Source organism: cf. Phormidesmis sp. LEGE 11477 (assembly GCF_015207105.1).
Lineage (GTDB): Bacteria > Cyanobacteriota > Cyanobacteriia > Phormidesmidales > Phormidesmidaceae > Phormidesmis.
Map to the genome: position 1 here is coordinate 25475 of NZ_JADEXO010000037.1, position 24999 is coordinate 50473.

Consider the following 24999-nt stretch of genomic DNA (forward strand, 5'->3'; position numbering starts at 1 on the left):
AAAATTATTAGGAGGTCAATCCTTGAAACAAGCAATTTCACAGGAGTCCATGTCTGATTCAAGTCACTCATGTATCCAAGAAACGTGCGAAAGCACAGCTAGCGGCAGTCCAATCAAATCAGCCGCCATGCTAGGTTTAGCGCTATCAGTAGGGGCATCTGGAGTATTCACCGCCCAATCTGAAGCGTCAGCCGCTATCTCTGTTACGGAGGCTCCCGCTACAGCCAAAGCTTTTTCAAGCGATCGTCCAGTTTCTAGATCAGCATCAGCCGCCTCACAGGCGCAGATTATTGCTCATCACACCGTCGAATCAGGCCAGAGCCTGTGGCAAATTGCTCAGCTTCATCGCGTAGGCTTGCAGGACCTGAAGACGGCCAACGATCTACCTGCCGAAACATCTATTCGAGTCGGCCAGGTATTGAAAGTACCGAGTACCGCTACAGCGACTCAGTCACCCACTCAAAAAATTATTCAAGACCTGATTGCTGGAGAATCGGAATCTGCAAATCTTGCTACAGCCAGCGATCTTGTCTTAGAAGAAGCTGAAACAGTTGCAAAGGCCAAAATCTCTGAGCAGAGTCAGCCCACTGCAGAGATAGCCTCTGAAGAGGTAGCAGACAATTCCCAGACAGAAATCCAAAACGTTCCTCAGCTCGATCAGGTGCAGGTTTCATTTGAGATAGCTAGCTCTGAGATCGGTACTGAAACTAGCACTGGGGCTAGCTTACCTTCAGAGTCTGAGGATTCAGCCAGCGTCGAGGCCAATAAGGTACGAGCCGACAGCAGAGCAGAGCAGGCGGCAGCAAGCACAGAACCAGCAGCCGAACTAGCAAGCGCCGAACCAGCAGGCATAGAAATCGAAATTGCTGATGCTTCTTTGATGGCCAGAGAGACGGCCAGAGAGACGGCCAGAGAAACAGCGAAAGAAACGGTTACTGAGTCCGCGCCTGTTGTCACCGCACTCGCTACGCCTGTTCAATCTTTCACTAGCTACCAGGTTCAAGCAGGTGACACGATCGCAGGGATCGCCTCCTCATTAGGGACAACTACTGCAGCGTTGGTTTCAGCCAATGATTTGGCCAATCCAGATGTCATCATGCCAGGCGCTACGCTGGTCGTACCGACTGCGATCGGTGGCAGACGAATCAACCAACCTGCAAACCGTGCATCAGAGCAAACGGCTACAACCAGTCGACTGGCCTATTTACAAAGCACTGCCCTCAGACAGGGTGAAGCGGTAGCTGAAGAGGTTCAGAGCGAATCACTACAGTCTGTGCAGCCTTCTACGACAGTGAGCGACGATCGAGCAGTCGCTGCTCAAGATAGCGCCCAAGGTGGCATCGATCCATACGTTGCCAATCTTTTAGAAGAAGTTCAAGATATTCAAAGCCAGCCTGTTGAGGTAGCTGAAGCGCAGATTACCGAGGTAGAAACAAGGACTTCTACTACGCCTCGGGTAGCAGAACGGGTTCCAGAACAAGTTGCGATCGCCCCAACAGCTTCAGAGAACGTCGATCCCACATTGCTAGCAGCAGCGCCGCTGAGCCCAGAGGCATACGTTCCCGCTCAGCGTTCTCCAGCCGGACAGGTGGTTTCACCAGATATGCCGCTTTTGCCAGGAGCCGATGAGTTCTTGCCTGAAGCACCTGACTATTTTGACGGTTACATCTGGCCCGCTCGTGGTACGCTCACCTCTGGCTACGGCTGGCGATGGGGCAGAATGCACCGTGGTGTAGATGTGGCAGGGCCAGTCGGCACGCCAATTGTGGCAGCAGGCAGCGGCATCGTCGAAAAAGCAGGCTGGAACTCTGGCGGCTACGGAAATCTAGTAGAGATTCGCCATCCAGACGGAAGTCTGACCCTCTATGCCCACAATAATCGTCTGAACGTCAGCACGGGTCAGGCCGTTAAGCAAGGACAAAAGATCGCTGAAATGGGCAGCACCGGCTACAGCACTGGGCCTCATCTTCACTTTGAAGTTCACTTAAGCGGACAAGGTGCGGTCAACCCTATTGCCCATCTCCCCACTGGTCGCTAAGGAGCTAAATTGCGGATCTACAGTCTGCTGAACGATTAGAAACAGCTAGCTTACATAAACGGCGATTAGCTCACTGGCTAGTCGCCGTTTATGTATCAGCGGACTTTCTTCCCCCAAAGCGATATCTACGATACTTTTCTAGGGTTTTCCGTTTCGTGTTACATTTGTTGAGCTAAGATTAGCACCGCCAAGCGGCAGCAATCAATTACGGACGGCTCTGTAGCTCAGTGGTTAGAGCAGGGGACTCATAAGCCCAAGGTCGCAGGTTCAAATCCCGCCAGAGCCATGAAGACGCCATGAAAATGGACCCAGAAAGTTATTGAACACGCGGAGAAAAGTTTATGGGTGAGCTAGGGTGCCTCAGGGTGGGTCAAATCGCTCCAGACTTTACGGCTACTGCTGTGGTTGATCAAGAGTTCAAAACGATCAAGCTGTCTGACTATCGTGGTAAATACGTTGTTCTCTTTTTCTACCCACTAGATTTTACGTTTGTTTGTCCTACAGAAGTAACTGCGTTCAGCGATGGCTACGACAGCTTCAAAGACATCAAAACAGAAGTACTGGGCGTTTCTATCGATAGCGAATTCTCTCATTTAGCTTGGATTCAGACAGAGCGCAAAATGGGTGGCGTCGGCGATCTTAACTACCCTTTGGTCTCAGATATCAAAAAGGAGATCAGCTCAGCTTACAATGTGCTTGATCCAGATGTAGGCGTAGCGCTACGTGGCCTATTTATTATCGATAGAGAAGGCATCGTACAGCATGCCACTATCAACAATCTTTCGTTTGGTCGCAGCGTAGACGAAACGCTGCGCGTGCTGCAGGCGATTCAACATGTTCAGTCTCATCCTGATGAAGTTTGTCCCGCTGGCTGGCAGCCTGGTGACGCGACGATGAACCCTGACCCAGTGAAATCTAAAGAGTTCTTCGCCACTGTGTAGGTAATCAGACTGTGCAGATAGTTGTATAGATGCATAGATGCAAATTACTTCCGGCAACCTTCAAGGGCTATTTAATCGACGCTTTTTAGACAATTTTCTGCCTTTACCTGCACGCTGCCGATTTCGATTGGGAGAGCGCCTGCCTGATTTCCAACTGATAGATGCTGACAAGCAGGTTCATCAGCTTTCTAGCTACAGAGGAAAGCCAGTTGTACTGCTATTCACTCGAATTTTTACTGAAAGGCAGTACTGCCCTTTTTGCTATCCACACATCCTGGCAGTGAATGAAGCGTACAAGCAGTTTGTAGGACTAGGGGCGATCGCACTGATGATAACCAGTACAGATACACTCCAAAGCCAAAAGATTCAGCAGGAGCTGTCTCTAGAGCTGCCGCTACTAGTTGACTCAGACCACACAGTCTTCCGTAGGTATGGCACGGGTCAAGCACTAGGGGCACCGCTTCCTGCTCAGTTCGTCCTAGATGCCCAGGGCCGACTGCGCTTTCAACACTTATTTTCTTTCGCACACACGAACGCGACGCCAGAGCGGCTGCTCTGGGCAGTTAGAAACCTTTAGCGCGTCCAAAAAGAGCGTTTAGAAACCTTCGGCACTCAGCCGCTAGCCAACAATGACTAGACAGGTATAGTTCGTAAACCAACGGAGAAGGAGGGATTCGAACCCTCGATGAAGTTTACACCCCATAACTCCTTAGCAGGGAGCCGCTTTCAACCACTCAGCCACTTCTCCATGAGTGAGCAACCATAATACCAAGAACTCTGCGAAAGCTCTAGCGGTATTTCGAGGTAATTTGAGGGGCGCTCTGGTTTGACAGCGTAATTCTAGGCAGGCGATGTTTAAATCCACAAAGAATTTCCCAAGAAATGGTATCGGCCAAATCGGCCCAGTCGTCAGCACGCAGACAGTGGTGCTGGGTTTTCCCTAAGAGCGTAACGATATCGCCTTCTTGAACACTTTTAAGGTCTGAAACGTCGATAATGAGCTGATCCATTGTGATCGCACCAATTTGGTTAACTCGCTGCTCGTGCAAGATCACCTGCATCTTATTAGAAAGGATACGAGGGACGCCGTCCGCATAACCGATGCCAACAATTGCGATCTTCATTGGTCTAGGCGCAATGAATTTGTAGCTGTAGCTCACGCCTGTATGAGCGTCTATCTCTTTAATATGGGTGATGCGAGCTTTGACTTCTAGAACCGGCTGCAGCGCGATTTTAGGCTGAGTCCGTAGGTGTGGAGCCGGGTAGAGTCCGTAGGTTGCTAGACCCACACGCACCATATCGTAGTGAAGCGCTGGATCTACTAAGGCAGCAGCAGAGTTGGCAATGTGGAGCCGGGCAGGCAAAAGGTTTTCTTGTTTTAGCGAGGTGATCGCACATTCAAATCGCTCGTGCTGTAATTGCATCACGCTCTGGTCAGGGCTGTCAGCAGTAGCCAGATGAGAACAGAGACCGACAGTTTCCAAATAGGGTAGCTGCTGAACAAAACGGACGAATTCTACAGCCTGCTGCCAGCTAAAGCCTAGCCTCGACATGCCCGTATCTAGCTGGATGTGAACCGGCAGGCGGGTGCCCTGACCTTTTAACGTCTCAGAAAAGACGAGTGCTTGCTTTGGATTGACAATGATGGGCTGTAGATTCCAGTGCGCGATCGCCCTGACCTCGGCGGGGTCGTTCACCGCCCCCATCACCAAGATAGGCACCTCGATACCGGCCTGCCTCAGCTCTATGCCTTCTGGCACCGTCGCTACCCCTAGCCAAGTTGTGCCCGCTGCGATCGCCACGTCAGCGACCATCACTGCGCCGTGGCCATACGCATCCGCTTTAACCACAGACAGCAGGTCAGTTCCCTCTGGCAGCAGCGCTTTAAGCGATCTAACGTTGTGAGCTAGCGCCGTCAGATTAATTTCGACCCAAGCCCTGGCACAGCGCATGGGCGATAGCGCTGGCGTTGCCTCCCAGCTAAGCATAACAACCTCAAAAGAAAGAAAATAGTTAAAAAGAATCGGCGAGTAGAACAAATCAGATTCTTTTAGAAGAACAGTGTACCAGCGCTCAAACCCTCGGAATTACTTGGCTGTGCTACTATCTATTCAGGATTAGGCGCACTAGTACATGAGTAAGGTCCTTGTTTTAAATGCCTCCTATGAACCGCTAAACATTACCAGTTGGCGACGCGCGGTCGTGCTCATCATCAAAGGCAAAGCCGAACAAATCGAGCAAAGAGAGGAACAGATCTATCCAGACTTTCCTTTGCCTACCGTCATCCGTTTGCGCCACTACGTCCGCATTCCCTACAAAGACATTCCGCTCACCCGCCGCAATCTGCTTCATCGCGATAATCACACCTGCCAATACTGTGGCTATACGGGTGACACGCTGACCCTAGACCATGTGATTCCTAGGTCTCGCGGCGGCGGCGATTCCTGGGAAAACATCGTTAGCGCCTGCGTACGCTGTAACGTCAAAAAGGGCAGTCGCACCCCTAGAGAAGCAGAAATGCCTCTATCAAATCAACCGCGCAAACCACACAGCAGTCTGTATTTTGAGATATCTAGGCACGTACGCGGTGGCGTTCATCAAGAATGGCGTAGGTACGTGATCGGCTTGAACTAAGCAACCAAACGCATAGCGGGCAAACCCTACTATCCCAATCGGCTCATATCTATCAGAATAAGAGAACACAGTAAACGCCATTCCCCAGAAGCACTTTGTTAGACGAAGGCACCTTATTGAACAATAGACAACTTGACTCTGATAAGTCGTCAGAGTCAAGGGCCCCCTTAGACACCACAGCAAAAAGTACAGTGACAGCCGACCAGACCGATCAGCTGCGCCGTGCGGCAGGATTTGAAAGCAATCGCGCCGAAGCGTTAGAGAAGCTGCTGAAAAAGCACAGTGGCACTCATCAGCTGGTTCTTTTGCAGGACTTCCCTGATCCTGATGCGTTGTCCTCGGCTTGGGCCTATCGACTCATGGCCAATGCCTACAACATCCAGTGCGATATCTACTATTCAGGCACACTTAGCCACCAGGAAAACATTGCCCTAGTGAAGCTAACCAACCTACCGGCTAAACGATGGCCTGCCGGGGCCAAAGAAGCGCCCGATCTCTCTGAATATCAGGGCTACGTTTTAGTCGATACACAGGGCACAACTAGCCATCTGACTCAAAAGGTACAGGAGGCTGAACTGCCCCTTTTGCTGGTCGTTGACCACCACGCACCCCAGGGCAAGCTATTAGGTGAGCTAATCGATATCCGACCAGATATCCATTCAACAGCTACCATCATGACCGAGTATCTGCGCTCTGGAATTGTTCAACTAGATCGCAGTAATGACACCCATATCAAGTGTGCGACTGCGTTGATGCATGGGCTCCGCTCTGATACAGCCAATCTCATGCAGGCAACAGAGCCTGACTTTTTGGCGGCGGCTTTTTTGAGTAAGTACTCTGACGCGCAGCTATTAAGTGCGGTGTTGCAGGCATCGCGATCGCGCCGGGTGATGGATGTGATTGAGCGATCGCTACGCAACCGTCAAATTCAAAACAGCGTCTCTATTGCCGGGGTAGGCTACCTGCGCTACGAAGACAGAGACGCCATCCCTCAAGCAGCAGACTTTCTAGTCACCGAAGAGAACGTTCACACCGCCGTTGTCTATGGCATCGTTCATGACGAGGACGAAGAAAAGGAGCTAGTCGTCGGCTCTTTGAGAACGAACAAGATTACCCTTGATCCTGACGAGTTCATCAAAGAAGCGTTAGGTCAAGACAACCATGGTCGTTTCTTTGGGGGCGGGCGATCGATGGCCGGTGGCTTCGAGATTCCGATTGGCTTTCTGTCTGGCTACTATGAAAATAGCGACTACAACCGTCAGAAATGGGAAGTGTTTGACAAGCAGATCAAGCAAAAGCTTCAGCGGCTGGTCAATCCCGAAAACGGTGTTCTCAATACCGATTAGAGATCCGAGTAGTGAGATACTGAAAAAGCATTGATGCTTGATCTGACTAAATCAGGAACCTCACTATGACGACGATGCTACATGAATACCGACCGGGCTTAGAAGGAATTCCGGCTACGCAGTCGAGTATTAGCCATGTAGATGGTAAAAGCGGAATACTAGAGTACCGTGGCATCCAAATAGAGGATCTCGCTCGTAGCAGCACCTTTCTAGAAAGCTCATATCTGTTAATTTGGGGCGGGCTACCGACTCAGGCTGAGCTAGACGTTTTCAAACATGAAGTCCAGTATCACCGTCGGCTAAAGTATCGCATCCGAGACATGATGAAATGCTTCCCAGAAAGCGGACATCCGATGGATGCCTTGCAAGCATGCGCCGCCGCGCTGGGTTTATTTCACTCTAAGCGAGAGCTGAATGACCCTGCCTACGTGCAAAATGCGGTCGTCCGGCTACTGGCTAAGATCCCGACGATGGTGGCTGCTTTTGAGCTAATGCGTAAAGGGAATGACCCGGTTCAGCCTAGAGACGATCTGGACTATGCCTCAAACTTTTTATACATGCTCAACGAAAGGGTGCCAGATGCGCTATCGGCTCGAATTTTCGACGTATGCCTGATTCTGCACGCTGAGCACACTATCAATGCTTCTACCTTTTCGGCGATGGTGACAGCCTCTACGCTAACCGACCCCTATGCAGTCGTGGCCTCCGCAGTTGGTACGCTAGCAGGGCCGCTGCACGGCGGGGCAAATGAAGAGGTGATCGCCATGCTAGAAGAAATTGGCTCGGTCGATAACGTCCGGCCTTATATTGATGCTCGAATCGCTAATCGCGAGAAAATTATGGGTTTTGGGCACCGCGTGTACAAGGTAAAAGACCCTCGGGCGGTCATTTTACAAGGGCTAGTCGAACAGCTATTTGAGAAAGTTGGCCGCGATGCCTATTACGATATTGCCCTAGAGCTAGAGCTCGTAGTAGAAGAAAAATTAGGCCATAAGGGCGTTTATCCCAACGTAGACTTTTATTCTGGTCTGGTGTACCGCAAGCTAGGTATCCCGTCTGATTTATTTACGCCCATTTTCGCGATCGCCCGAGTCGCCGGCTGGCTAGCCCACTGGAAAGAGCAAATTAGTACCAATCGAATCTTTCGCCCGACCCAAATATACGAAGGTCTCCACGGGCAGCGCTATATCCCTATCGATAAAAGACCTGATATCTGGGACAAATGATCGTCTAAGGGACTGCAACGGCTAGTAAGTGGGTTCTAACCATGCACTTTAGTCGCACACTTCAGTAAAACCATGCACTAAAGTGCAGGATCAGCCGTCAAAAGTTACATTCTCACATCACAAACACACAGTGATGGGCATCACCCCCCTTTACAATTTCCGAGACTGCGTAGACTATGTATCCAGTGACGATTTTCAGGAACTCCAGCCCCTCTGGCTTTTGCCAGGGGGGTTTTATTGTTGACTCTTTTATCTGGGTCATAGGCTTTATCTATAGCTTCAGGCTAGGTTTGCCGCCGAGATAGAGGGTATAGAAGTTGATTAAGCGCTAGAATTTGTTAAAGCAACGTATCTAGACACCGCAAAACGTCTTTTATTAGCATGACTTCAGGGATTGACCTTCAAGGAACCTTCGTTCAAGCACTTGTTGAACTGGGTTTGCCCATCACCGCCGCTAAAACAGTTTGGATTCCACTGCCGATGTTACTGATGCTGATTGTGGCCACAGTCAGCATTTTTATTTGCGTTTGGCTAGAACGAAAGATTTCCGCTGGCGCGCAGCAGCGCATCGGTCCTGAATATATTGGCCCACTGGGGGCATTGCAGGCCGTAGCGGACGGGCTCAAGCTTATCTTTAAAGCTGATATCACCCCTGCTAAAGCAGATCCCTGGCTCTTCGTGATTGGCCCTGCTGTCGTTGTTATTCCAGTCTTTTTGTCCTTTTTGATCGTTCCCTTTGGACAAAATTTGGTCATCACGGATCTAGGTATCGGCATATTCTTGTGGATCTCCCTTTCAAGCATCACACCCATCGGACTGCTGATGGCTGGCTATTCTTCTAATAACAAATATTCTTTGCTAGGGGGATTGCGCGCCGCTGCCCAGTCAATCAGCTACGAAATTCCGCTGGCGTTGGCGGTGCTAGCAGTTGTGATGATGTCAAACGGCCTCAGCACGATTGATATCGTCAACCAGCAGTCTAGCTATGGCATCTTAGGCTGGAATATCTGGCGGCAGCCTGTGGGATTTGTCATCTTTTGGATTTCGGCCTTGGCGGAGTGTGAACGGTTGCCATTCGACCTACCTGAGGCAGAGGAGGAACTGGTCGCAGGCTATCAGACTGAGTACACAGGAATGAAGTTTGGCCTGTTCTATGTGGGCTCTTATGTCAACCTGATGCTATCGGCGCTAATTGTGTCAGTGCTATACCTGGGTGGCTGGAGCTTTCCAATTCCGGTTGAGACGATCACTGCTTTGCTAGGGATTGATGCCAATGTTGCCTGGGTGCAGATTATCACTGCTGCCTTGGGGATTGTGATGACAATGCTTAAGGCTTATCTGCTGGTGTTTTTGACTATTCTACTCAGATGGACAGTGCCCCGCGTCAGGATCGATCAGCTGCTCGATTTAGGCTGGAAGTTTTTGCTTCCGATCGCCTTGGTTAACTTGCTAGCAACCGCCGCGTTAAAGCTGACGTTTCCAGGAGCGTTCGGAGGCTAACGCTCTCTGCTCTTTATCTGCCTTTTGTAAGGGCGATCGCGCCTCACTCGCACTTATTCCCTATCTCACTGCTTACCTAATACAGACCTCGTGCCATGTTGAACTTCTTGAAACAAGTTGGTGACTACGCCAAAGAAACGGCCCAGGCAGCAAAGTTTATCGGTCAAGGGCTTTCTGTGACCTTCGATCACATGAAGCGGCGGCCAGTTACGGTGCAGTATCCCTACGAGAAAGTGATCCCATCTGAGCGCTATCGCGGTCGTATTCACTTTGAATTTGATAAGTGCATTGCTTGCGAAGTATGCGTTCGGGTCTGCCCGATCAACTTACCAGTCGTTGATTGGGAATTTAACAAGCAGGCTAAGAAAAAGGTTCTCAACCACTACAGTATTGACTTTGGAGTATGCATCTTCTGCGGGAACTGTGTTGAATACTGTCCGACCAACTGTCTGTCGATGACAGAAGAGTACGAGCTCTCGGCCTACGACCGACACGATCTCAACTACGATAGCGTTGCCCTAGGTCGTCTGCCCTACAAAGTCACTAACGATCCGATGGTGACGCCTATGCGTGAGTTTGCCTACTTGCCGAAAGGGGTGATGGGCCCGCACGATCTACCGGCAGGTAGTCAAAGAGCAGGCAGATTACCGAAAGATATCTTGGCGGAAATAGAGGCCCAACAGGCCAAAGAAGCGGCTGAAAAGGAGCCGGCCAAGAGTACGGCAGAAGATTAAGCCCAGATGATTGAAGACTAGGCTGGATGACCGCACTTTCAATTGGGCTTTGGCTGTGGTTTTAATCGAGCCGTCATATAGTCAGTCATCTGGTCGGCCAACGGCTAATGAGCAAGTTCGACTAGCGTTTGTATCTAGCGTTTGTATTATGAGGAGAAAATCGTTTTGATTTTGGCTTTAGATTTCGCACCGCTTAGCCTGGCAGAAGGGGTACAGCTTGTATCTTTTGCGCTGTTAAGTCTAATTATAATAGTTGGGTCATTAGGCGTTGTACTGCTCTCTAATATTGTGCACTCCGCCTTCTTAATGGCTCTGGTATTTATCGGCGTTGCTGGCTTTTACATTTTGCTCAATGCTGGCTTTGTCGCTGCCGCGCAGGTGCTGGTCTATGTCGGTGCGGTCAATGTGCTGATTCTGTTTGGGATCATGCTAGTAAACAAGCAAGAAGACTTTATTGAGCTCAAGAATGCCTGGGTCGGTAAAGCTGCTACTGGCGCGGTTTGCGCGGGTCTATTTGGACTGCTAAGTACGATGGTGGTTTCGCATCCGTGGGCAATTTCTACCGCACCTGCGGCTGGAGATAAAGCCATTGAAGTGATTGGACAGCACTTCTTTAGTGATTACCTGCTGCCCTTTGAGCTAGCCTCTGTGCTGCTGTTGATTGCACTAGTTGGGGCGATCATCTTGGCACGACGCGAATACATTCCAGGCGAGTCGATTTCTCCTACAGAAGCACTGACCTTGCCTGAAAGGCCGCGTGAATTAGTCGCTGCTGGTAGCCCAACAGATCAGTCGCTCTAGGCGATCACCCAACCGTGATCGCGTTTGAATGGCGAGGCTCTTGACACTAGGCTGATATTCCCTTTTTAAGACTTACCTGAACCTATCTCTTCCTATGCAACTTGAGTATTTTCTGATATTAGCGGCGGCCTTATTTTGTATTGGTGTTTACGGTCTAGTCATTAGCCGCAACGTTATTCGAGTATTAATGTCTATTGAACTGATGCTCAATGCGGTCAATATCAATCTGATGGCCTTTTCAAATTATCTCGATCCAGACGGGATTAAGGGGCAGGTGTTCTCGGTTTTTGTGATTACCATCGCTGCGGCTGAAGCGGCTGTGGGTCTAGCCATTGTATTGTCTATCTATCGAAATCGTGACACTGTAGATATGGAGCAGTTCAATCTACTCAAGTGGTAGTAGCCTCTGATAGAAATCACGGCTGATAGAAATCAGGAAGCACTGTGCAGCTCAAGCAAGTCATTATCGTATACAAAGCTGGAAATCAGCTGAGTAAAAACTGCGCCGACAAATGTGCTCGTCAGCTAGAGGCTCTCGGTGCCAACGTGATGATGGGTCCAAGCGGCGCTCAGGACAATCCCTATCCCGTTTTTCTACAATCTTCGCCGCAGCCGATCGATTTGGCCGTGGCACTAGGGGGCGATGGCACTGCGTTAGCTGCCGCTCGCCATCTGGCAATGGATGATATTCCTATCCTAGCTGTGAACATTGGTGGTCATCTAGGGTTCTTAGCCGATTCGGCAGAGGTGATTGGGGACTTTGAGCGGGCGTGGGAGCGCCTGTTGGGCGATCAATTTGCGGTGCAGCGGCGGATGATGCTGCAGGCTAGAACACATGAAGGGGAATCTTACAACATAGAGCCAGTAAGCGATCGCTACTTCGCGCTGAATGAAATGTGCGTAAAGCCAGCCTCACCCAATCGCATGATCACCTCCACGCTAGAAATCGAGATCGACGGAGAAGTCGTTGATCAATATCAGGGGGATGGTCTGCTAATTAGCACACCCACCGGGTCAACAGGCTATACGGTTTCGGCCAATGGCCCAATTGTGCATCCGGGAATGCACGCGCTGATTGTGACCCCGATTTGCCCAATGAGCTTATCTAGCCGTCCGATTGTGCTACCACCGGGCAGTACTGTCAGCGTCTGGCCGCTAGTTGATCCTGAAGGTAACACCAAACTGTGGGCCGATGGCGTGTTAGCTACGACGATTTGGCCTGGGCAAAGGGTGGATATTCGGATGGCTAGCCACCTGGCGAAGTTTATCTTGCTAGGGAAAGACCATTCCTACTACCGAACGCTGCGAAACAAACTGCAGTGGGCAGGCGCAAGAGTAAATTACTTTAACGACCATCGTCAGCGACACCGAGGAAAAGGGGCGGATTAGCCGCGTTTCCGGTTGTCCTTGGCACCTTATTTTCATTAATTCTTCAATAGGGACGACCGTCCTTATGGATAAATACTCTGTCGCCTTTGTCTGAAGGAACGCATTGCAAGTCCTGATCTGGATAATCGACCTGGTCAGGCGCGGTGCGATCGCCAATCTCTAAATACGTAGCCGGGCCACTAGATCGATTGATCAGATGATGTCCGTTATTAACGCCTGCAGCAAAGCCCGCCATCTCTCCAGCTTTTAGCACCTGCTCTCCAGCGTCTGTCACTAGCACCAGCTCGCCTTGCGTCACGTAGACAAACTCATCTTGGACAGAATGCCAGTGCCTCAGCGCTGACTGGCCACCAGGTGCAAGCGTTGTGAGGTTGACGCCAAAGTTTGTCAGCCCAGCCGCATTGCCGACTCTTTGACGCGATCGTCCCTTCACAGCCGATCGAAACGAGGCAGGGTAATTCGTGCCGATCTCAATTGGCACAGCAGATAAATCTATCTTCATAGGGCATGTCATTTAATATGAGCGAGCCAGTAATGTGAGCCAGATGATATGGCAATCCACGCAAAAGCAAACTAAAACTTTGGTTGCCACTCAGACTCTATTGGCACCGCTTTGAATGCAGCGCTGGCTTCGGCGCGTTTTGAAAGCGCCGCTATGCCCGGATAGCGATTAGATTCGATCACGTCATCTGCAATCAAGCGAGTAAACTGCCAGGCCACACAGACGGTGATATCAGCCTGGGTCATGGTCTCTAAGACTAGCCAGTTTGAAGTCTCAGCAGCATAGGGCTCAATTTGATCGTAGGCGGCGATCAGCTGTGCCTGGATGCGATCGCGCCAGGGCTGATACTGCTTTTCTTCGGGCCTTTTACGCTCGTATTCAACTTGTACAGTCTTATCACAGGCATTGATGCCTAAGCCGATCAGTCGGATGGCTCGCTGATAGCGTTTTATATCCGCTGGCATCAGCGTTTTGTCGGGGCTAGCGATCCGCTCGATATAGCTGAGAATTAAGCTAGAATCCATCAGCACTTCGCCATCGTCACACACTAGCGTCGGCGCTTTGATTAGTGGATTAATCTGGCTGAACTCTGGCATATTGCGAAAGACTGACAGCGGCGAATGATCAAAAGGGATATTGAGCGCGTGAAGGGCGATCGCCACCCGTCTGACATAAGGAGAATCAAGCATTCCAATCAGTTGCATAGCTCTATCCTGGTGACTTTAAGTAGATATTTCGGCGTGTCTTTAGTCAGCAAATCGCTCAGCATTTAGCTTTTTTGGGTGAGGGCTTTATTTGGTTAGGGCTGTAGCCTCTGATGATGTTGCAAGCTAAGGCCAGATTGCTATATCTCTTGTCAAACACAGATAAGCACAAATCTAGAGCTCACCCTATCTATTCTCTGAATCGGATGGGTCTATTAAACCGATAGCGAATCAATAAAACTAGAAGTGAGATCGCATTAACTTGTTAGCTAAGCTGGCAAGGCGGCAAAGATGTCTTTGACCAGACCCAATGTCTTGTCATCAAGTGCTCGCCAATCGACTTCGCCAAACTCATCGAACAGGCTGTTATCGGTTGCGATCGCCGATCCAAGATTGTCCTGAGCGGCGATTTTCGCATCGGCAGACGGCGCTGACGCGCACACCCGGTAGCACAAACTCCAAATATCTACCGTCTGATCTACCTGCCCATCATGCGTCAGCCTCAGCGTATAAAGAGGCGACGGTTGCGGCAGCACAGCTATCAGCGCCGCTACCCGGTCATGCTCTTCAGTCGGCACACCATGTAGACCTTTTTGCAGCCTTGCGTATTCTTCCTGCTGCGATGGCGTCGTCCCTTCTGGCCACACTAGCTTCTCTTCGTAGCGGCCTTCCCAAGCGGTGCTATCCAACTGCTTTCGGATATTGTCAATCACTCGAATCAAAGCAGGCTGCATTAACCGATCAACCTTCTCTCTATCGGCAGCGCTTACAAACTCAGGCATGACTTTTTCCTCCATCTGCGTCGCTCTATTCGCATCTGCCGAGTTACGACTCGCATTTGCTGATCTACACCCATTTCATTTCAGCTATTCCATCCGAAACCAGGCGGTCAAAGCAACCGCCAAGCCATCTGCCGCATCGTCGGGCTTAGGAATAGTGTCTAGCTTCAGCTCTCTGGCCACGGCATCTTGTACTTCTACTTTGTCCGCGTTGCCGTGGCCTGTAATCGACTGTTTGATCTGAGCAGGCGTAAATTCTACAAAGGGCAGATTACGCTGAGCCAGCACCAGCATCACAACGCCTCTAGCCTGGGCGACCAAAATGGTATTGCCCATCCGATAGAAAAACAGTTTTTCTATCGAAACCAAATCGGGTTTGTACTCATCAATGACGCTGTGTAAATCGTCGTAGATAGTGCAAAGACGTTTGCCTGTCTCTGTCCTAGCGGGAGTCTGCACGATACCGTAGTCAATCACTCGAATGTCTGGCGTTAAGTCTCGCATCTGAGCCGGGTCGTATTCGATTACGCCAAATCCCAAAATTGCCAGACCTGGGTCCAAGCCGAGAATGCGTTTAGTCATGCAAACGCTAAATTATCGAGTAGCCATCGGCTTACGGCCATTCATTTCTGGTGCAGCCACGCCGAAAGTAGTACTGAACGTCTTCTCTACCTTGAAGCCAGAATCAATCGATTCCAAAGGATCTTTCCGCAGGCGATGACGCAGGCACAGAGCAATCACCCGCTGAATATCTTCTAGGGTCACTTCGGTTCTGCCTTCGTATGCGGCTAGCGCCTTAGCCGCACGAGTGCTGACGATATCGCCTCTTAGCCCGTCAACGTTAAGCTCCGAGCAGACTTCAGATATTTTGAGCTGATACTCCCGGTCGAGGGTGACCGCCTTTAATCGCTTCTGTGCGGCGACAATCTTCTCTTGCAATGCTTCTTGTTCTACCTGACACTGGGCGGAAAATCCCTCTGGATCCTGGTCAAACTCGGTTCGCTGCTCGACAATTCGAACTCGCTGGGCGGGCTCACGTACGGTACGAATCTCCGCGTGCATACCAAAACGATCCAATAGCTGAGGACGCAGTTCGCCTTCTTCTGGGTTACCAGAGCCGATTAGAACAAACTGGGCTGGGTGACGAATGGAGATGCCTTCGCGTTCTACAGTATTCCAACCAGAGGCGGCAGAATCTAGCAAGACATCCACTAGATGATCGTCTAGCAGGTTCACTTCGTCTACATAGAGCAAACCCCGGTTCGCCTTAGCCAATAGACCAGGCTCAAAGTCTTTCTTACCCTCAGCTAGCGCTTTTTCAATATCGATCGTGCCGCAGACACGGTCTTCGGTTGCGCCCAACGGCAGGTCAACCATAGGTACTTTTTTAGCGGTAGTCGTAATCTCTTGGCCTGCGTAATCAGTCGGAATATCAGGATTGTCAGGCGCGCGGTTAAAAGGATCGTTTTCGACTACTTCAATTTCTGGTAGCAGGTCAGCCAGAGCACGGATCGTAGTGGACTTACCTGTGCCGCGATCGCCCATAATCATCACGCCACCGATCTTAGGATCGATCACGTTGAGGATCAGCGCTAACTTCATATCTTCTTGGCCGATCACCGCAGTGAAGGGAAAAACGGCTCGGCGGACTGGCGATTTTGCGATACTCACAGGTGTCAATCATCTATTACATTGGGCTGATTCCATTGTGCCATAGGAGGCTGTGCCTAGTTCTTTCGCAGAGAATAAACTCGTAGGGAAAGAGGGCAGATGCCAGAGGTATAGATATAAGAACTGTAGAAAGCACTATGGGCATCAGACATAGATCATCGAACAGATGTGCCAGACATATTGGACTCAACCTTAATTGCTACCACTTGCGCCGCCACTTCCGTTTTCTGTCTCTCTTCTAAGCAAAAAATCAAGAATGCGGTCATGCTGAGCACTTGCCGCCGCCAAGCTATCAACCTTCTCAGTTAGTCTGTCAAACTTCTCAGTCAATCTGTCGATGGTTGCCGCATTTTGCAGAATAAGACTTGAAGCTTGTGTAAGAAAATCGCCAGCGCTTACTAGCGCCGCTTCTACCCGATCCATCCGGTTCTCTAGATTATTCACTCTAGTTTCGGTCACCGCACTTTCCTCTTATCGTCCTTTTGTCTATCCTACGTTGAATAGATCGCACCAGATATAAGAGAATCGCTGGCATTTGCCAACGCTTAAAGCTAGTAACCGAGTCAATTATCTCCTAGCCAAAACGCATTAGGTAAAGGCGCGTCGAAATCGTCAGCGCTCTGAATGAGTCCTCTAAACTGTCCAAACCTCCGCACCTCTCCTAAAGACCTTACTTTGGCCTCTGGCGACTTTTGCAGGATTCCTGAAACATCACTATCGTCCTCGAACACAACAATGACTTCAGCCGGACCAACCTTTACTTCTTTAGGTAACTTTAAGTGAAGTTCATGGCGATCATCAATCACAGCTTCTAGTTTTATCGCCTTCATAGAGCGTCACTACCTACATATCAGTGCGCGATCACTCTTCACAGAAAACTATCTCTCAATACGAAGACAAGCGCCGACAACAGTCCGCGCTTGTAAGCCTTACTATGCAAATTAAATAACCGAATCGGAGCGGCGGGATTTGAACCCACGACCCCTACTACCCCAAGGCTCTTAATCTCTTAGGCTAATTGTAGCCCAGAAATTGAGACCTAACGCTAGAGGGTAGCCTATGCAAAACTCTTGATATGGGCAGATGACAACCCTCTTAGAACTAGCAAAGACCGAAGTAACCACAGGCTTTAATTCTTTTATGGCTGAGAGCAGATCACAGTATGTGCTCAGCAAGGCTAAAGCCAACACTGGCAACGGATTTGGCGTCAATTTAGACCCCGTTTTGCAATTGGGGGTAGATCTATACAAAGGGTTGGCTGGACTGCTCAAAGATGAGTCAGAGCCGCTTGTTTCTCCACCGCCAAATGGAGAAGGGTTTTGTCCACAAAAACACTCCGTAGCCTGGAGTTGGGAAGCAATAGGGTCTCAAGGGTGGAGGGGTTTGGGCCCAAACTACTTCACTGGATACCCGCCCTTTATTCCCGATCTAATAAACCCTGGAGAGACTGATAAAGACGGCAATGTAAACGGCTCTAAGCCTAAATGTGGTGTTTACTACCAGACAAGAAACAGCGATGGAACGTATTCCCCCACTCACACAGGATACGAACAATTTAGTTTTTTGACGAGTAATAGAAACGGTGCTTTTGGATGGCTGCGAGCATGTAAAGCAGGTGGCGCACCAAGCACTAGCAAAACACAGCCTGCGCCCGGCTTTGGAGAGCTTAAAAACTCAGAAGGCGGTGATGGTAGTAATTTTGGCTGTTCCGTTGCTTATGGAACTACCTGTGACAATGGCCAAGAATATGATCCGACCTATGGCACAGCACCACCAAACCCCGTCTATCCTGTGCAAATTGGGCCAAATTCAGGGAACCTAACTTTTGGCAACCCGTACTTTGATCGAGACGGAAATTTAAGAATCCCTTTCATAATGCAAGGTGACGACTGGGCTCTAGCTGGCTCCGTTAACACATCCGACGGATCTATTGATTTTGGGCTAGGTGCTGAAGGTGGTAATTCGCCTGATGGTGATGGTGACGGCGGCGATGGATCTGGCGACGATAGCTGTGTGAAACAGCGGATCTGTGGCGAAACAGATAGTGAAACAAACGGATGGCCAATTACCGTCCCCGACCTGCTCACAGTTGACGACAGCGCTACCTACGATATTGAAAGCCTGCCACAGGCGATCGCATGGCTAGCCAGAAACATCGACGCCATCAGCGGCCAATACCCAATCACCCTAGAGATCGAAGACACCGACCCCATCACACGGGGCAACCAATCAGAGACCATCAAGCTACCGAACCAGGCCGAAGCAATGGCTGAGTTGTTTGGCCTAGCTTACGAAGCCAACACAAATAGTGAGTTGGCGGTGAACATGATCTTTCGACTCATCCCCGAAGTGATCGCGGCGAAAAATTCCAGCCTCACCGCTCAAGACTACATTCAAGCCGTCACTAACTGGCTCGGCTTCCGCACAAAAAACGTTCAGCGAGAAGTTGACAGCAACTTTAACCCGCTGACTCCAGAGTCTTTAGTAGATTTCCTAAACCCCTCAAAATACAAGGTTCAGGGTGTAGAAGATGACGATCCGCACACCCTAGTGGAGTGGGTTCAACAATTCAAATACGCGGCTGGTCTGGTAAAAGCTAGTCTGTTTCGCGGCGCTGACCTAGAAGGCAACCTGACTGATGAGGTTCAATCAGTTGTTGATAATCAGCCAGAAGACAGCTCTGAGTCTTGGGAAAAGTTCATTGACGCCCTAAATAGGGCCGAGAGCAATTTGACCGACAGAAGCGTTTCGCCACGCCCTCGGGCAACATCAGTGGATAATGCACTAGATATTGGAACAGTCTTGCCAGACCGTCCAAATGAGTAATGGGAATTATTGTTACCGCCTCAAATCTTTCTAGCCGAACAATCCGGCAAAGCGTCACCCAAAACTCAGGAGGCATCAGAAAGCTATCAACCCTCAACCGCTTTCTTTCCAACTCAGAGCAAGACGATACGGGTGGCATCCTAGGCTTCTTTCAGAAGGTTTTTCGATTCTCCGTGAAGGGTGCAGGTTGGATCGCAACCAACTTGCTAAAACTTGGCTCCCTCACGTTTACGTCTGCTTGGGGCTGGCTCGTAAACACTAGCTTTAGAGTCGTCAACTTCGATTGGAACGCCTCGGATGAAGAACTTAAGCAGCTTGTCCAAGGTAGTTACACAGCCGCTGCGGCGACATGGGGCGCATTTGTTGGCTCCGCTTTGGGCTGGACAGCCGGAATTGGCCTAGGGTATGGCGTATCTATGCTGGTGCCGGTTATTGGCGGGGCAGTTCTGGCTAAATATGTCGCTGGTAGAGTTGCTCAAGAAGCTATTGAAGAAGTTTCACAAAAGCTATTTCAAGCCATAGCCCAGACATTTCAGCTACTGGTAGACCAAACAAGCATCAGCCTGTACATCAACAGCCGTAAGTTTCTGAAGCGCCGTAGAGATCTATTGCCAGAAAACCTGCGAGAAATCGTAGATGAGTGGGGCAGCGACAATGGCCCAAGGGTCACAATTGCTGAATCATTTGAAGAGCGGCTTGAAACGCTGCCGCTAGTCGGCCAAATCTTTGCTGAAGAAGCCGTGGATGAATTCTTCGATTCTTTTATCGAAGCTGGATTTATCGTGGCCGGCGAGCTAGATGCAGCGGTAGAAGCTGCTAAAAATGCCAAGACCGACGATCCAGAGCGCGGAATACTGCTCTACCCGGATAGAGATAATCCCAACGATAAAATTGTTCTAGTTGGCAACCAAAACGAGCTAATACCGCATGTACAGGGTGTCTTGGCGAACCGTAGAGCGCTAGAAAATAAAGACGTAGGCGATATTGCAGCCGTGCCAATGCACGAAGTCGTCACCCCGGCTACATCTCGATACACCCTGACTATCCACTACAACGAATTTGAAAAGCCGCCATTCACCCGATTAGGAAGACGAGGGAAGACGGCAAAACTCAAGGTGTCCGATTCAGAGCTAGGCATCACCTTCAATCAGCTAAAAATTGCTTTTAAGCCCTATACGTGGGGCGGAATAAGAGCAACCACCCAACTAGACAACGGGCGACAACTAGCGGTGTACGCCATCAGCGACGCAGAATGCAACGACATGATTCAATCGCTGCTCTCGTTTACCTCTGCTGAGGCTACGCGAACCGTTTACACGAACGTAAACAGCGGCGTATCTGCAAACCAGCGAAAAGAATCAGTTCGTCTTTATCCGGTCAAGGCGACAATGGCGACGCGATCGCTAAACCAAGTCTCAGGCCGCTTCGACATCGAGACTCAAACTATGTTTTTGTGGCGAGATCAGCCTGTCGGCATAGACCGATTCGGCGTAGCGGATCAGCCGCAACAGCAGGGATAAATCTACTGCTGTTGATGGAACTCAAAAAACATTCCAAATAGCAAAAACCTAAGGTTCCATGCTAGTCCTGTGCCCTTTTACAGGTGTGTTTTTGGGGCTTGTTGTTGGGCTAAATGTTGATAGCTATCAATTCACTGTCAACAAGGTTTAAATCTATGAGCGTTTACGACGATAAAGATACGGTGTTTGTTACTCCGTTCAACGGAGCAACTGTCAAGTACGCTTGGCAAACAAATATCGACGCCGCCGATCGAACTGCTTTAGGTCAGAAAGCCATCTCAACACTGACTGGAATTGCGGTTGCTGGCACTTCGCGTCCAAAGCCTGCTCGCATGAGCAGGCAGCGCGCGACTGGTACTACGAGCAGCTTTGTTGACCACGGTAGCTTTAACGCTGCCAAAGCTGCAGGCTGGAAGCAATCTAGGGGATATAAAGCCGGACCAGCACCCAGAAGTAGCACCCGCTCTGTTCGCGTTTACGCTGAGGCCGCTAACGGTCTAAACGTAGCTTGGGATATGCGACAGACCCAGTTTACAAAGATTGGCGCTGCCAATCTTGCCACTATGGGCATCGCTACCCTGACTGAGGGAGCGGGTGTCACTGCCGTGACTGGTGCTAACTCCTACTTCGGCGCAACCATCTACGGCGCTGTGAACCCCGGCGTTGACGATACTCTATCAGTTGGCTACGTCGATATCGCCGCTGTAGACTCGTTGCCTGACGGCTGGAGCGCAGTCATCCGCAATGCTAGCGCTGATCCTACTATCAGCCCCGTACCCGTAGCTGAATAGCGCTCATGAGTGATATCTACCTCTCCCTCAATGACCAAGTAGAACTAGGGTGGATTACCCCAGAGCATCAGCTCTGGCTAAGGAATCACCCTGGCTTTACTCAGTTACTGCAATCGACACCGCCGCCGTCTGCGTGGGCTCGCATGAAGGCGGCTAAATCAGCTCAAGTGCTGGTGTGTCGATCGGGAGAGGATACGCTCTCTGAAGTGTCGCCCAAGGATCTGCGCGAGTATTTCCAGGGCGGTGAGCACGCTGAACGGATGGCCCAAATTGGGGAGCCGAGTACAGAGGCTGAATAGATGGCTTGGGCTAATTTAGGGTCAATTACGCCTGATGGTGAATGGGATTCACTATCTTTTCGCCTGCAATCGCGGCTGTTGCGTCTTACGTACATTGGCGATGAGGCTTATCTCAAAAAGTTTCAGCCACGGGCTTACCTTCGATTCCGAATCGGCTCAGACTATATGCATGACTGGATTACGATTTGGCCGAAGGATGGGCTAAAAGAGGTCTTTCTGTTTGTGCCTATAGCCATCGCTTCAAATTATTTTGAGATCAGGAAACGCCGAGACCCCTATAGCTCGAACGCGAATTACAGCGTTTTAGTAGAGGAGTTTCAGGCTGAGCCTTATCTGATTTCTTACGAAGCTGGGCCCATGACGATCAACCAGGAGCCCTTTACTTTAGGCGGTAGTCCCGTAGAGATCTAATGAGTGAGTTTTACGATCTGGCGCTGACTCAACTACAGGATGATGATTTCTTGTTGGTTGGTCGCGGTTCTCAGCCGTACCGGGCTTCTGTCTCGCAATTAGCTAGAGCTGGAGAGGTTGCTACAGGAGGCGCGATCGCCTACTCAGAAACGCCGCCTAATGATAAGGCGCTGTGGTGGCAGATGTCGGACGGGCTCCCTGTAGATTTTTGGATGCTGCGACCTGGTGGGCTGTGGGTATCAGATGAAGTAATTAGAGTTTCTCATCATGAGCCTATTCTCAGCAGCGGGGGAACTCAAAAATATGGATTGCCTGAACAAAGTTTATGGCTTGATAGCTTCTCGATTAGAGGTGTGGGTGAAGATGCCTTTTCAGCGGGGCAGAAATGGCGGATCGAATTCGCTTTTATCAATTCTGATAATCAGCAAACTGGCTATTACTTTCTAGAGCTAGAAGGGATAGGACTAGGAGAAATTTTTGAAATAAGCGAATTTGCAGGCGAATCACTACCCCTTGACGGAGGGTTTGCACTGTGGATAAAAGTCTCTCGCATCAATTCAGTGCCCAGAGTGCGAAATGTCACGATTACGGCCAAAATCCGAAGGTTGTACGATGCCCAAAGCCAATAGAGTTCCACAGCCCGCTAGCTCGCCAGACTGGAGCGCTTTTATGATCTCTATGCTTGCCGATTCTTCTTATCAGCGAATCAGCACCACAGCAGAGAATCAATTGAGTGTTAGCCGGGTGGAAACCTTTTTTTCTATCCAAGGCGGTGAGCTGGCTATAGCTGTGCAGCTATGGAAACTGATGGTTGAGAGCGTTCCGGCTTCTATGCAGCCAGTGGCAGGGGAAGCGGCGACATGGGATGCGATCGCAGCCGACAACGATATGCCTATCAGCTTCGACAGCAGCGGTTTACTAGTGGTGAATGATGAAAATTGAATTGCCCTTACTGCTAACCATCCTTGGGGCTGTGGGCTCGAACGTATTTACGCTTTGGAAGCACGGGCGCGAATTCAGAAATGAGAGACGGCGTACGCTGGACGAGTACGGCTCTAAGATGGTGGAGCAAGAGGGCCACATCCGAGATATTGGCCATATGAAGAGAAATCTTGCTCAGATGGGTGAGAATTTAAAGTTTTTAGATGATGAATCCAAGGCCAGAATTACAGCCGTAGATGAGAACTATAGGCCACGGATTTTGGATCTAGAGCACCGAGTAAGCGAGTTGGCAGGTGCTTTTAAGGTGATGGAGATGATAACTAGCCGCCGTAGAGCCGATGATTAGGCTCTTTCTGTTGATGATGCGCTCTATTTCTAGTTGAGAGAGCCGTGAATTCTGCAATAGTTTATCTATCAATTGAAAAATGAAGCTTATCATTACAGCCGATACCTTTCTCAAAGCGCTACCCAATCAAGCAAGCGAGATTAGGCTGAAGGGATTGCCTAATCAATTGGTGGAGATTAAAGCCGGGCAATCTTTTGAGCTGGTTGACTCACGGCCTTACGAAGGCAATAAAAGCTCGATTAACGATGACCACGAGTTTGTACAGCTCGCGCAGCCACTGGCTGAAACTCTCGGCATCCGCTGGTTTGTGTATGGGCTGCATTCTCAGATCGAGGGCACCGACCCCGACAACGATCCGCAGGATGAGCCTATTGAAAATCAGGAGGCTGCGATCGCAAAGGCCAAACAAGACAAAGACTATGGGCCAAAGATCTCACTACCAGGCATCAGCCGCCCTGTAGGTGTCTTTGAGCCTGTCTATTTCGAACCGACAGTCTGTAACTTCACCTGGTCAGAGATGACAAAAGGGGGTACTCGTATCCCCGTCGATGCCAGCATCACAGCTCGAATCGTTGAGCTATGCAAGTATCTAGATGAGGTTCGCGCGTTTCTCGGCAACAAGCCGATGCATATCACATCGGCATACCGCGACCCCATCACTAACCAACGGGTAGGGGGTGCTAGAAGCTCGCGTCATATGGCTGGTGATGCCGTAGACTTCTGGGTGAAAGGCATAAACGTTGTGGATGTCTTTTACAAGCTGAAGGGCTTTCATACGAAGGGCGGTTTGGCAGTCGGCAACGGGTTCGTGCATTTGGATATGCGCCCCGGCGCGCCCGCTCGATGGATGTACCCACGCGGGCCTAAAGTTGATCTGTGGTAGAGCAGAGGTTTGAAAATCCTCGTGTCGGCGGTTCAAGTCCGCCTCCTGGCATATTAGAAAGGAATTTTGGGGGCGTTAGCCAACATCTTCAAAGCGCTATCAGCGAGGTGAATAGCGTACTGATCATAGATGTGCTCGCCGCTACAGACTCCTACCTCTTCTTCAGAATCTATATTCCATCGAGCAACTCCTTCTTCAAACGTGATCGAGCAAATATAGTCTCCTAATTCCTTTGAGTAAGTTGTTATTTCGTTGTAATAAAAGCCAGCTTCTTCCAAGGCTTTTTCACGAAGAGTAGGCATTACGTCCCTTTGGTTATTTGTTGGCTATGGAAGACCAGTTTGGATTAAACATCGGTCTTGGCTATCGACAACTGATAGATACCAGTCAGCTTCTGGCCTCAAAGATTCTCTGTAGATAGTGAATATCAAACCTCCAATTCTACGTCTGTAGCCGTAGCCGTCGGAGAGAGTTTCCCAATCGCGGGCTAAAGAAATCAGAGCGGAAAAGAGACGTAGATCTTCTGTTGAAGGAGGCCCAGGGGGTGTTCCTATTAAGTCGGTGAATTTCATATGGTTGGTTGCTGGGTATCGCAACTAGTCGGGCTAGATGTTGCTCAAGTCTTCTTTTATTGAGGCGAGTAATTGCAACTCCTCATCGCAGCGTGTGCGTGTGGCTAAGCCGATAGCAGGAAGAATGTCTTCAAGCAATTGAAT

General features: G+C 50.0%; 29 protein-coding genes and 2 tRNA genes. 21 read left to right on the forward strand and 10 right to left on the reverse strand.

Features of this window, described 5'->3' with window-relative positions; genetic code table 11:
- The first annotated feature begins 49 nt into the window (after window positions 1–49).
- The 4 genes from IQ256_RS12725 to IQ256_RS12740 all read left to right on the forward strand — a co-directional run bounded on the left by IQ256_RS12725 (window position 50) and on the right by IQ256_RS12740 (window position 3556).
- Window positions 50–2038: a peptidoglycan DD-metalloendopeptidase family protein gene (locus IQ256_RS12725; protein ID WP_193855922.1), complete on the forward strand. Its 1989-nt coding sequence runs from the start codon at window positions 50–52 to the stop codon at window positions 2036–2038.
- A gap of 213 nt (window positions 2039–2251) precedes the next feature.
- Window positions 2252–2324 (forward strand) — tRNA-Met (locus IQ256_RS12730).
- A 55-nt stretch (window positions 2325–2379) separates the two neighbouring features.
- The gene (locus IQ256_RS12735; RefSeq protein WP_193855923.1) at window positions 2380–2979 is read left to right on the forward strand and encodes a peroxiredoxin; all 600 of its coding nucleotides are present in this window, start codon (window positions 2380–2382) and stop codon (window positions 2977–2979) included.
- 37 nt (window positions 2980–3016) lie between these two features.
- Window positions 3017–3556: a peroxiredoxin family protein gene (locus IQ256_RS12740; RefSeq protein ID WP_193855924.1), complete on the forward strand. Its 540-nt coding sequence runs from the start codon at window positions 3017–3019 to the stop codon at window positions 3554–3556.
- An 82-nt stretch (window positions 3557–3638) separates the two neighbouring features.
- Here the strand turns inward: IQ256_RS12740 and IQ256_RS12745 are convergent.
- Window positions 3639–3727: transfer RNA gene (locus IQ256_RS12745), tRNA-Ser, on the reverse strand.
- A gap of 40 nt (window positions 3728–3767) precedes the next feature.
- Complete coding sequence (alr, locus tag IQ256_RS12750; RefSeq protein ID WP_193855925.1) at window positions 3768–4967, reverse strand: alanine racemase; 1200 nt, start codon at window positions 4965–4967, stop codon at window positions 3768–3770.
- A 145-nt stretch (window positions 4968–5112) separates the two neighbouring features.
- Here alr and IQ256_RS12755 point away from each other — a divergent pair, with 145 nt between their 5' ends.
- The 8 genes from IQ256_RS12755 to IQ256_RS12790 all read left to right on the forward strand — a co-directional run bounded on the left by IQ256_RS12755 (window position 5113) and on the right by IQ256_RS12790 (window position 12609).
- A complete protein-coding gene (locus IQ256_RS12755) occupies window positions 5113–5613 on the forward strand; it encodes an HNH endonuclease (protein WP_193855926.1) in 501 nt (166 codons plus the stop codon).
- Window positions 5614–5804: 191 nt separating this feature from the next.
- Window positions 5805–6959 (forward strand): bifunctional oligoribonuclease/PAP phosphatase NrnA, encoded by a 1155-nt coding sequence (locus IQ256_RS12760; protein WP_370623429.1) that lies wholly within the window; start codon window positions 5805–5807, stop codon window positions 6957–6959.
- 74 nt (window positions 6960–7033) lie between these two features.
- A complete protein-coding gene (locus tag IQ256_RS12765) occupies window positions 7034–8185 on the forward strand; it encodes a citrate synthase (RefSeq protein WP_370623434.1) in 1152 nt (383 codons plus the stop codon).
- A 381-nt stretch (window positions 8186–8566) separates the two neighbouring features.
- Window positions 8567–9685, forward strand: a complete 1119-nt coding sequence (nuoH, locus tag IQ256_RS12770) for an NADH-quinone oxidoreductase subunit NuoH (RefSeq protein ID WP_193855929.1) — start codon at window positions 8567–8569, stop codon at window positions 9683–9685.
- 98 nt (window positions 9686–9783) lie between these two features.
- On the forward strand, window positions 9784–10419 hold the full coding sequence (ndhI, locus tag IQ256_RS12775) for an NAD(P)H-quinone oxidoreductase subunit I (RefSeq protein ID WP_228024836.1): 636 nt from the start codon (window positions 9784–9786) through the stop codon (window positions 10417–10419).
- A 171-nt stretch (window positions 10420–10590) separates the two neighbouring features.
- Window positions 10591–11220: an NADH-quinone oxidoreductase subunit J gene (locus IQ256_RS12780; RefSeq protein WP_370623430.1), complete on the forward strand. Its 630-nt coding sequence runs from the start codon at window positions 10591–10593 to the stop codon at window positions 11218–11220.
- A 94-nt stretch (window positions 11221–11314) separates the two neighbouring features.
- Entirely contained in the window at window positions 11315–11620 is a 306-nt protein-coding gene (gene nuoK / locus IQ256_RS12785) for an NADH-quinone oxidoreductase subunit NuoK (RefSeq protein ID WP_193855931.1), read from the forward strand.
- 44 nt (window positions 11621–11664) lie between these two features.
- Window positions 11665–12609 carry an NAD(+) kinase gene (locus IQ256_RS12790; protein ID WP_193855932.1) on the forward strand — a complete coding sequence of 315 codons (945 nt, stop codon included), beginning with the start codon at window positions 11665–11667 and terminating at the stop codon, window positions 12607–12609.
- 43 nt (window positions 12610–12652) lie between these two features.
- On the opposite strand, the gene IQ256_RS12795 is transcribed toward IQ256_RS12790, so the two are convergent.
- The 7 genes from IQ256_RS12795 to IQ256_RS12825 all read right to left on the reverse strand — a co-directional run bounded on the left by IQ256_RS12795 (window position 12653) and on the right by IQ256_RS12825 (window position 17095).
- A complete protein-coding gene (locus IQ256_RS12795; protein ID WP_193855933.1) occupies window positions 12653–13111 on the reverse strand; it encodes a cupin domain-containing protein in 459 nt (152 codons plus the stop codon).
- A gap of 71 nt (window positions 13112–13182) precedes the next feature.
- A complete protein-coding gene (locus IQ256_RS12800; RefSeq protein WP_193855934.1) occupies window positions 13183–13815 on the reverse strand; it encodes a glutathione S-transferase family protein in 633 nt (210 codons plus the stop codon).
- A 269-nt stretch (window positions 13816–14084) separates the two neighbouring features.
- Entirely contained in the window at window positions 14085–14597 is a 513-nt protein-coding gene (locus IQ256_RS12805) for a hypothetical protein (RefSeq protein ID WP_193855935.1), read from the reverse strand.
- An 84-nt stretch (window positions 14598–14681) separates the two neighbouring features.
- Window positions 14682–15176: a crossover junction endodeoxyribonuclease RuvC gene (ruvC, locus tag IQ256_RS12810; RefSeq protein WP_193855936.1), complete on the reverse strand. Its 495-nt coding sequence runs from the start codon at window positions 15174–15176 to the stop codon at window positions 14682–14684.
- Between the two features lie 12 nt (window positions 15177–15188).
- Window positions 15189–16265 carry a magnesium chelatase ATPase subunit I gene (gene bchI, locus IQ256_RS12815; protein ID WP_370623433.1) on the reverse strand — a complete coding sequence of 359 codons (1077 nt, stop codon included), beginning with the start codon at window positions 16263–16265 and terminating at the stop codon, window positions 15189–15191.
- Window positions 16266–16457: 192 nt separating this feature from the next.
- Window positions 16458–16724, reverse strand: a complete 267-nt coding sequence (locus tag IQ256_RS12820; protein WP_193855938.1) for a hypothetical protein — start codon at window positions 16722–16724, stop codon at window positions 16458–16460.
- 104 nt (window positions 16725–16828) lie between these two features.
- On the reverse strand, window positions 16829–17095 hold the full coding sequence (locus IQ256_RS12825; protein WP_193855939.1) for a hypothetical protein: 267 nt from the start codon (window positions 17093–17095) through the stop codon (window positions 16829–16831).
- Window positions 17096–17348: 253 nt separating this feature from the next.
- Here IQ256_RS12825 and IQ256_RS12830 point away from each other — a divergent pair, with 253 nt between their 5' ends.
- The 9 genes from IQ256_RS12830 (at window position 17349) to IQ256_RS12870 (ending at window position 24283) form a co-directional block, all read left to right on the forward strand.
- A complete protein-coding gene (locus IQ256_RS12830; RefSeq protein WP_193855940.1) occupies window positions 17349–19091 on the forward strand; it encodes a hypothetical protein in 1743 nt (580 codons plus the stop codon).
- A complete protein-coding gene (locus tag IQ256_RS12835) occupies window positions 19091–20611 on the forward strand; it encodes a hypothetical protein (protein ID WP_193855941.1) in 1521 nt (506 codons plus the stop codon). The genes IQ256_RS12830 and IQ256_RS12835 overlap by 1 nt, the downstream gene beginning before the upstream one ends.
- Window positions 20612–20766: 155 nt before the next feature.
- On the forward strand, window positions 20767–21402 hold the full coding sequence (locus tag IQ256_RS12840) for a hypothetical protein (protein ID WP_193855942.1): 636 nt from the start codon (window positions 20767–20769) through the stop codon (window positions 21400–21402).
- Between the two features lie 5 nt (window positions 21403–21407).
- Window positions 21408–21701, forward strand: a complete 294-nt coding sequence (locus tag IQ256_RS12845; RefSeq protein ID WP_193855943.1) for a hypothetical protein — start codon at window positions 21408–21410, stop codon at window positions 21699–21701.
- Window positions 21702–22112 (forward strand): hypothetical protein, encoded by a 411-nt coding sequence (locus IQ256_RS12850; protein WP_193855944.1) that lies wholly within the window; start codon window positions 21702–21704, stop codon window positions 22110–22112.
- Complete coding sequence (locus IQ256_RS12855; RefSeq protein WP_193855945.1) at window positions 22112–22741, forward strand: hypothetical protein; 630 nt, start codon at window positions 22112–22114, stop codon at window positions 22739–22741. The genes IQ256_RS12850 and IQ256_RS12855 overlap by 1 nt, the downstream gene beginning before the upstream one ends.
- On the forward strand, window positions 22725–23054 hold the full coding sequence (locus IQ256_RS12860) for a hypothetical protein (RefSeq protein WP_193855946.1): 330 nt from the start codon (window positions 22725–22727) through the stop codon (window positions 23052–23054). Before IQ256_RS12855 ends, IQ256_RS12860 begins: the two co-directional genes overlap by 17 nt.
- Window positions 23044–23400: a hypothetical protein gene (locus IQ256_RS12865; protein WP_193855947.1), complete on the forward strand. Its 357-nt coding sequence runs from the start codon at window positions 23044–23046 to the stop codon at window positions 23398–23400. The genes IQ256_RS12860 and IQ256_RS12865 overlap by 11 nt, the downstream gene beginning before the upstream one ends.
- Before the next feature lie 79 nt (window positions 23401–23479).
- Entirely contained in the window at window positions 23480–24283 is an 804-nt protein-coding gene (locus IQ256_RS12870) for a D-Ala-D-Ala carboxypeptidase family metallohydrolase (RefSeq protein WP_193855948.1), read from the forward strand.
- A gap of 53 nt (window positions 24284–24336) precedes the next feature.
- Here the strand turns inward: IQ256_RS12870 and IQ256_RS12875 are convergent, their stop codons facing one another.
- The gene (locus IQ256_RS12875) at window positions 24337–24585 is read right to left on the reverse strand and encodes a hypothetical protein (protein WP_193855949.1); all 249 of its coding nucleotides are present in this window, start codon (window positions 24583–24585) and stop codon (window positions 24337–24339) included.
- Window positions 24586–24999 lie beyond the last annotated feature (414 nt).

What these genes read in the sequence shown, in the direction of transcription:
- IQ256_RS12725 (WP_193855922.1), top strand. Translation starts at nt 50, where the DNA reads ATGTCTGATTCAAGTCACTCATGTATCCAAGAAACGTGCGAAAGCACA.
- IQ256_RS12735 (WP_193855923.1), top strand. Translation starts at nt 2,380, where the DNA reads ATGGGTGAGCTAGGGTGCCTCAGGGTGGGTCAAATCGCTCCAGACTTT.
- IQ256_RS12740 (WP_193855924.1), top strand. Translation starts at nt 3,017, where the DNA reads ATGCAAATTACTTCCGGCAACCTTCAAGGGCTATTTAATCGACGCTTT.
- alr (WP_193855925.1), bottom strand. Translation starts at nt 4,967, where the DNA reads ATGCTTAGCTGGGAGGCAACGCCAGCGCTATCGCCCATGCGCTGTGCC.
- IQ256_RS12755 (WP_193855926.1), top strand. Translation starts at nt 5,113, where the DNA reads ATGAGTAAGGTCCTTGTTTTAAATGCCTCCTATGAACCGCTAAACATT.
- IQ256_RS12765 (WP_370623434.1), top strand. Translation starts at nt 7,034, where the DNA reads ATGCTACATGAATACCGACCGGGCTTAGAAGGAATTCCGGCTACGCAG.
- nuoH (WP_193855929.1), top strand. Translation starts at nt 8,567, where the DNA reads ATGACTTCAGGGATTGACCTTCAAGGAACCTTCGTTCAAGCACTTGTT.
- nuoK (WP_193855931.1), top strand. Translation starts at nt 11,315, where the DNA reads ATGCAACTTGAGTATTTTCTGATATTAGCGGCGGCCTTATTTTGTATT.
- IQ256_RS12795 (WP_193855933.1), bottom strand. Translation starts at nt 13,111, where the DNA reads ATGAAGATAGATTTATCTGCTGTGCCAATTGAGATCGGCACGAATTAC.
- IQ256_RS12800 (WP_193855934.1), bottom strand. Translation starts at nt 13,815, where the DNA reads ATGCAACTGATTGGAATGCTTGATTCTCCTTATGTCAGACGGGTGGCG.
- IQ256_RS12805 (WP_193855935.1), bottom strand. Translation starts at nt 14,597, where the DNA reads ATGCCTGAGTTTGTAAGCGCTGCCGATAGAGAGAAGGTTGATCGGTTA.
- ruvC (WP_193855936.1), bottom strand. Translation starts at nt 15,176, where the DNA reads ATGACTAAACGCATTCTCGGCTTGGACCCAGGTCTGGCAATTTTGGGA.
- IQ256_RS12825 (WP_193855939.1), bottom strand. Translation starts at nt 17,095, where the DNA reads ATGAAGGCGATAAAACTAGAAGCTGTGATTGATGATCGCCATGAACTT.
- IQ256_RS12830 (WP_193855940.1), top strand. Translation starts at nt 17,349, where the DNA reads ATGACAACCCTCTTAGAACTAGCAAAGACCGAAGTAACCACAGGCTTT.
- IQ256_RS12835 (WP_193855941.1), top strand. Translation starts at nt 19,091, where the DNA reads ATGGGAATTATTGTTACCGCCTCAAATCTTTCTAGCCGAACAATCCGG.
- IQ256_RS12840 (WP_193855942.1), top strand. Translation starts at nt 20,767, where the DNA reads ATGAGCGTTTACGACGATAAAGATACGGTGTTTGTTACTCCGTTCAAC.
- IQ256_RS12845 (WP_193855943.1), top strand. Translation starts at nt 21,408, where the DNA reads ATGAGTGATATCTACCTCTCCCTCAATGACCAAGTAGAACTAGGGTGG.
- IQ256_RS12850 (WP_193855944.1), top strand. Translation starts at nt 21,702, where the DNA reads ATGGCTTGGGCTAATTTAGGGTCAATTACGCCTGATGGTGAATGGGAT.
- IQ256_RS12855 (WP_193855945.1), top strand. Translation starts at nt 22,112, where the DNA reads ATGAGTGAGTTTTACGATCTGGCGCTGACTCAACTACAGGATGATGAT.
- IQ256_RS12860 (WP_193855946.1), top strand. Translation starts at nt 22,725, where the DNA reads ATGCCCAAAGCCAATAGAGTTCCACAGCCCGCTAGCTCGCCAGACTGG.
- IQ256_RS12865 (WP_193855947.1), top strand. Translation starts at nt 23,044, where the DNA reads ATGAAAATTGAATTGCCCTTACTGCTAACCATCCTTGGGGCTGTGGGC.
- IQ256_RS12870 (WP_193855948.1), top strand. Translation starts at nt 23,480, where the DNA reads ATGAAGCTTATCATTACAGCCGATACCTTTCTCAAAGCGCTACCCAAT.
- IQ256_RS12875 (WP_193855949.1), bottom strand. Translation starts at nt 24,585, where the DNA reads ATGCCTACTCTTCGTGAAAAAGCCTTGGAAGAAGCTGGCTTTTATTAC.